We start from the raw sequence: 6173 nt of genomic DNA on the forward strand, positions 1-6173 counted from the left end.
CCACCCGGCCGCCCCCGAGCGCGCCGCGTCCACCGCCCGCTGCGGGTCGAGACCACCGGTGAGGACGACGACGTGCACCGCGGGCCGGTGGGTGCGCACCGACTCCACCAGGTCCCCGGTGGAGCGCACCGGGTCCACGTCGACGGTGACGACGTCCGGGCGCAACCGGTCGACCAGGGCGGGCAGCTGCGGATCGTCGGTGGCGCACCGGCCCACCACCCACACGTCCGCCACCTCGGAGAGCCGGGCGCTCAACGCCTCGGTGAGCATGAGGTGGTCGTCCACCATCAGCAGCCGCAGCACGTTCACCACCTCACGGTCCCGCGCCGCGGCGCGGAAGTCCTCATCCACCTGCGGGAGACCGGCCGGCTTCCGCGCCACCTCAGCCGGCCTGCGCACCGGCGCCGAGGCCGGGCTGCTCGCCGGGCGGCTCGACCCGGTGGCGGCGCGGGCTGCTCCAGCGGCCGGTGGAGCGCGACCACCACGCCAGCGGCAGCGCGGCGAGCGCGATCGCCGAGTCCAGCACCCGCATCGGCAGGAACAGCCACGCGTAGAGCAGGAACCGCGGCTGCCGCTGGATGATCGCCACCACGACCGTCAGCAGCAGGTCCGGCAGCACGATCCCCAGCAGCAGCGCGGGAACCGTGAGGTAGCCCGACACCGCCTCGTAGGTGCCGGCGAACCACGGCACGGTGAGCACCCCGCCCACCAGTTCCGGGACGAGGAGCACCAGCAGCACCAGCGGCAGCAGCACCAGCATGATCCCGCTGGTGAGCAGCTCCACCAGCAGCAGCGTCAGCATCGCGGTGAACAGGTTCAGCCGCGGCGGGTGCCTGCGCACCGTCTGCCACAGCCCCAGCGACCACCGCCTCGACTGGCGCACGTAGTCCCGCAACGTGCCCGGGTCCTGGGTGGCGGCGACCGCCGAGGGCGTGAACCCGATCTTGCCGAGGCGCTTCTGGTAGACCTCGAAGGTCATGTTGAAGTCCTCGATGACCAGCCCCGGCGGGTTCACCTCGATGTTCGGCAGCACGTCGGTGCGGTAGACGCTGGCGAAGCCCGGCACGATGTGGGTGGCGTTGACGTGCCGCCAGGTCTGGCCGAACTTCAGCAGGTACTGCGTCATCGAGTAGATCCGCTGCCGGTGGAACGCCACCACGCGCCCGGCGAACGACAGCGAGCGGTCCCGCCACTCGGTGCGCACGCAGCCCGCGACGGCCACCACGTCCGGATCGTCGAACAGCGGCAAGGCGGCGCGGAAGTAACCCGGTTCCACCCGGGTGTCGGCGTCCAGCAGCATCACCAGGCGGAACCGGCGCACCAGCCGGAACCGGCGGATGCCGACCTGCAGGGCGCCTGCCTTGCCCACGTTGTCGTCGGTGCTGATCACGTTGACCCCGGCGCGCCGGGCGAGTTCGACGGTGCGGTCGGTGGAGCCGTCGGAGACCACGTGCACCTGCTTCAGCGGCACCAGCCGGGTGATGGCCCGCAGGCTCTCCGCGATGACGAGCTCCTCGTTGTGGGCGGCGATGAGCACGGCCACGTCGGTGAGCTTCAGGTCGGTGGCGCGGCGCAGCCGGTGGCGCCCGGGCTGCGCCTTTTTCTCCCGGTGCGCCTGCAGGTCGGCGACCTTCGTCCGGCGCGGCACCATCCGCTCCCGCGCGGCGCCGCGCCAGCCGTCGAGCACCCGCAACAACCCGATCAGGCCCCACAGCGTGAAGTTCGCGCCGAAGACCGCGATCGCCAGCACCCACCACGGGATCATGACCGCCCCCTCATTCGCCGACCGGCAGGCTCTCCGCCAGCCGGTTCCAGGTGGCGGTGTCCTCGTAGCCGTACATCCACAGGTAGACGCCGCGGATGCCGGAGCCGCGGGCCACTTCGAACTTCGCCTTGGAACTGACCGAGTTCTCGAACCACACCTCGTGCTCGCGGCCGCGCTCGTCGGTGTAGCGGAACCACGGGGTCTGGCTGACCGGGTCGTAGTTGGTCTCGGCGCGGTGCTGGGTGGCGAGCTGGAAGGCCTGCAGCCAGGTGACGTTGGTGCCGTGCTCGCCGACCCAGTCGTAGCCGTAGAGCGGGATGCCGAGCACGATCCGCTCCTGCGGGATCTTCGACTTGGCGTACTTCACGACGTCGCGCACCCAGCCGATCGGTGCGACCGGCCCGGGCGGCGAGGTCCCCCAGTGGAAGTCGTAGCCCATCAGCCGCACCTGGTCTGCGGCCCGGCCGATGACGGCGAAGTCCTGGGCGACGTTGCGCTCGTCGTAGCCCTCGTCGCTGGCCTTCGCGAACACCGCCACCGACAGGGTCTTGCGCTCGGCCCGCAGCGCCGCGCCCAGTTCGGTGACGAAGGCGCTGAACGCGTCCCGGTCCCCGGCGCGCAGGTTCTCGTAGTCGATGTCGATGCCCGCGTAGTCCTCGCGCTCGACCAGCGCGACGATCTCCCGCACGTGCCGGTCCCGCAGCCGCGGGTCGTGCAGCACCTTCGCGACCGGTTCGTACGCCCAGCGCCCGTCGGTGATGTTGGCCAGCGAGGCCACCACCGGCACCCCGGCCTCGCGGAGCTTCCCGACCTGCTCGGCGACCTCCGCGGTGCGCTCCGGCGGGAACTGGTGGGTGATCCGCCCGTCGTCGCCGAGGCCGTAGATCCACGGCGAGACCTCGTTCACCGAGTCCCGGTTGGCGACGACGGTGGTGGTGCCGTTGCCGAGGTTCCAGAACGGCAGCGACGCCACCACCAGCGTGCCCGGTTTCGACGGCGACATCATGCGCGGCGCCGCCATCACGACCACCAGCAGCGCGGCGATCGCGATGAGCGCGATGAACCAGACGGAGCCGCCGAAGTGCCGGACCCGCCGCGCCCGCGGGCTGGGGCCCTGGTCCGGCGGCCAGGACCGCGGTCCGGTCGGTTCCGGTTCGTCCGGGCCGGATCCGGCCCAGGTCCGCCGCCACCACGCGGTGAGCTTCGCCCCGAGGCCGTCCTGCTCGGCGCCGTCCGCGGTCGCCACACCATCTCGTTCTCCTTCCCGAACCCCGTCGTCGCTCATCGCCGCCCCGCTTACGCCGAGACGACCTGCGCGGCGCGCGTCTGCTCGTCGATGACGGCGCGGATGATGTCGTCGAGGGTGCGCGCGGGCTGGAACCCGATGAGCTCGCGGGCCTTGGCGCAGTCCGGCACCCGCCGCTGCAGGTCCTCGTAACCGGCACCGTAGGCGTCCTCGTAGGACATCTTCACCACGCCCGCGTCGGATCCGGTCAGCTCCAGCACGCGGCTCGCCAGGTCCATGATGGACACCTGCTCGGTGCTGCCGAGGTTGACGGCGGTCCCGTTGGCGGCGGGCAGCTCCGCCAGCCGCGCCAGGGCGGGCACCACGTCGTGCACGTGGCAGAAGCAGCGGACCTGGTGCCCGGTGCCGAACACGGTGAGCGGCCTGCCGTGCAGCGCCTGGCTCACCAGCCGCGGGATCACCATGCCGTAGCGGCCGCTCTGCCGGGGCCCGACGGTGTTGAACAGCCGCACGATCACCGCGTCCAGCCCGAGTTCCCGGACGTAGCAGCAGGTGAGGCTCTCGTCGATGGCCTTCGCCTCGGAGTAGGTCCAGCGGGTCTTCAACGGCGAGCCGATCAGCCGGTCGTCGGTCTCGGCCAGGCCCGGTTTGGTGTTCTTGCCGTAGATCTCGCTGGTGGAGGCCACCAGCACCCGCGCCCCGTGCCGGTGCGCCGAGTCGAGCACGTTCTCGGTGCCGTGCACGTTGGTGAGCAGGCTGCGCAGGGTGCGCTCCTGGATGACGAACGCGCCCACCGCGGCGGCCAGGTGGAACACCACGTCCACTTCGGACACCAGGTCGTCGATCAGCGAACCGTCGAGGATGGTGCCGCGCACGAACCGGAAGTCCGGCTCGTCCGCGGGCAGGTTCGCCTCGCTGCCGGTGCTGAGGTCGTCGACGCCGACCACGGTGTTCCCCTCGGCCAGCAGCCACTCCACGAGGTGCGAGCCGATGAACCCGGCGGCTCCGGTGACCAGCGCCCTCATCGGACCCCTCCGCCCTGCTCGGTGGCCAGCTCCCGGCCGGCGACGCGCCTGCCTCCGGAGCGCAGCCGCTCGTAGAGGTCGTCGATGCGGCCGGTGACGGCCTCGATGCCGTACAGGTCGCGGATCACCGGCACGTCGCCGCGCGGGCGCCGGTCGGTGACCTCGGCGGCGATCTCCGAGCGCATTCCCTCGACGTCGCCGGGCACCTGCCGGGCCCGATCGGTGTGCACGCCCTCCAGCGCGGGGCAGGTCGTGTACAGCACCGGCATGCCGTTGGCCAGCGCCTCCAGCACCGACAGCCCGAAGGTCTCCTGCTTGGAGGAGGCCACGAACAGGTCGAACGCGGACAGCATCGCGGACACGTCGTGGCGTTCCCCGGCGAAGACCACGTGGTCGGCGACGCCCAGCGCCGCCGCCTGCTGCTCCAGCCGTTCCCGCTCGGCGCCGCCGCCGACGACGAGCAGCTTCGCGCCCTCGCCCAACAGCGGGGAGGCCGCCTCGATGACGAGGTCGAAGCGCTTGTTCGCGTCCAGCCTGCCCAGCACGCCGATCACGTGCGCCCGGTCGTCGATGCCGTGCTCGGCGCGCACCCGCGACCGCGCGTCCGGGTCGAACGACACCCGGCCGAAGTCGACGCCGTTCGGGATCACGGTGATCTTCTCGGCGCGCATCCCCCAGTTCGCGAGCCGGTCGGCCACGGTCTCCGACACCGCGATGGTGCGCTGCGCGAAGACGTCGGTGCCGAGGTACAGGCCGCGCACCCCGGCGGTCATCCGCCTGCGCTCCAGGTGCGTCTCGCCGATCGAGTGCTCGGTGCCGACGACCACCGGGGTCCCGGCGAGCCGGGCGGCGAGCTTGCCGTAGACGCACGCCCGGTACAGGTGGGTGTGCACCACGTCGTAGCCGCCCTCGCGGATCAGCGACCGCATCTTGAGCACGGCGCCCAGCTGCGTGTTGCTGGTCATGCCGAGGTCGCGGACCCGGACCCCGTCCCCGGTGATCATGTCGGCGACGTCGCCCGGGTTGTAGAGCGCGAGCACGTCGGCGTCGTGCCGGGTGTGCTGCAAGATCGATCTGAGCTGCAGCTCGGCACCGCCGACCCCCAGACCGGTGATCACGTGCAGAACCTTCATTCCTGGTCTCCCCCCATCGCGGTGGCCAGCACGATGCCGACCGTCCTGGCCACGACCACCACGTCCAGCCACGGCGTCCAGTTCTCGATGTAGCGGTTGTCGAACTCGGCCCGCTCGGGGATCGAGGTGTCCCCGTGCAGGCCGTGCACCTGGGCCCAGCCCGTCATGCCGCCCCGCACCCGGTGCCGGTCCCGGTAGCGCGGGACCTCGCGGGCGAAGCGCTCGGCGTAGCAGGGCCGTTCCGGGCGCGGCCCCACCACCGACATCTCGCCGCGCAGCACGTTGCCCAGCTGCGGCAGCTCGTCGAAGTGGGTGCCGCGCAGCCAGCTGCCCAGCGGAGTCGTGTCGGCCGGGCGCACCGCCCAGCCCTGCGCGGTCCCGCGCGGCACGGTGCGCAGCTTCACCACGGTCGCCGACCGGCCGGGACCGGTGACGCGGCGCTGGCGGAACAGCGCCGCCCCGCCGCCCCCGAAGCGGACCGCGGCGGCCAACACCAGCAGCAGCGGTGCCAGCACCACCAGCAGCGCCCCGGCCAGCACCACGTCGAACGCGCGCTTGACCAGAGCCGCGGCCGCGGTGTGGTTCCAGCGGCGCAGCGGCACCAGCGGGATCCCCCAGACCTCGTCGAGCAACCGCTGCGGCACCGCCACCCCCAGCTCCGGCAGCGCGGGCACCAGGTGCACCGCGGCGGGCAGCGGGCGGGCGGCCCGGACGATGCCCACCAGATCCGCTTCGGTGTCCGCGGCGCACAGGACCACCCGGGTGGCGCGGTACCGTGCCACCAGCTCGGCCCGCTGCCGCGGCCGGCCCGGCACCGGCACCGCCGCCGGCACCGGCTCGTCGGCGAGCAGCAACGGCCGCAGCCCGAACTCCGGGTGCTCCAGCAGCGCGCGGGAGATCCGCACCCCGGTGGCCCCGGCACCCGCGACCAGCACCACCTCCACCAGCCGCCCGCGCCGGTGCGCGGCCCGCAGCCCGGCGACCCCGGCGAGGCGCGCCAGCAC

At 72.7% G+C, this 6173-nt stretch carries 6 protein-coding genes; all 6 read right to left on the reverse strand.

Translation table 11 applies throughout. The features are described 5' to 3' along the window. Nucleotides 1–381: response regulator (locus LCD33_RS28000; protein ID WP_374228549.1), on the reverse strand; the 381-nt coding region annotated here is incomplete at its 3' end. Between the two features lies 1 nt (nucleotide 382). After that, a complete protein-coding gene (locus LCD33_RS28005; protein ID WP_224963013.1) occupies nucleotides 383–1765 on the reverse strand; it encodes a glycosyltransferase family 2 protein in 1383 nt (460 codons plus the stop codon). 10 nt (nucleotides 1766–1775) lie between these two features. Then, the gene (locus tag LCD33_RS28010) at nucleotides 1776–3011 is read right to left on the reverse strand and encodes a glycosyl hydrolase family 18 protein (protein WP_224967035.1); all 1236 of its coding nucleotides are present in this window, start codon (nucleotides 3009–3011) and stop codon (nucleotides 1776–1778) included. A 50-nt stretch (nucleotides 3012–3061) separates the two neighbouring features. Beyond that, on the reverse strand, nucleotides 3062–4036 hold the full coding sequence (locus LCD33_RS28015; RefSeq protein ID WP_224967036.1) for an NAD-dependent epimerase/dehydratase family protein: 975 nt from the start codon (nucleotides 4034–4036) through the stop codon (nucleotides 3062–3064). Then, nucleotides 4033–5169, reverse strand: a complete 1137-nt coding sequence (locus LCD33_RS28020) for a glycosyltransferase (protein ID WP_224963007.1) — start codon at nucleotides 5167–5169, stop codon at nucleotides 4033–4035. Before LCD33_RS28020 ends, LCD33_RS28015 begins: the two co-directional genes overlap by 4 nt. Further along, on the reverse strand, nucleotides 5166–6173 hold a 1008-nt coding region (locus tag LCD33_RS28025; protein WP_224978468.1), incomplete at its 5' end, for a sugar transferase. The genes LCD33_RS28020 and LCD33_RS28025, both read right to left, overlap by 4 nt.

The organism is Saccharopolyspora sp. 7B, from assembly GCF_020177435.1.
Lineage (GTDB): Bacteria > Actinomycetota > Actinomycetes > Mycobacteriales > Pseudonocardiaceae > Saccharopolyspora_C > Saccharopolyspora_C gregorii.

What these genes read in the sequence shown, in the direction of transcription:
- LCD33_RS28015 (WP_224967036.1), bottom strand. Translation starts at nt 4,036, where the DNA reads ATGAGGGCGCTGGTCACCGGAGCCGCCGGGTTCATCGGCTCGCACCTC.
- LCD33_RS28005 (WP_224963013.1), bottom strand. Translation starts at nt 1,765, where the DNA reads ATGATCCCGTGGTGGGTGCTGGCGATCGCGGTCTTCGGCGCGAACTTC.
- LCD33_RS28020 (WP_224963007.1), bottom strand. Translation starts at nt 5,169, where the DNA reads ATGAAGGTTCTGCACGTGATCACCGGTCTGGGGGTCGGCGGTGCCGAG.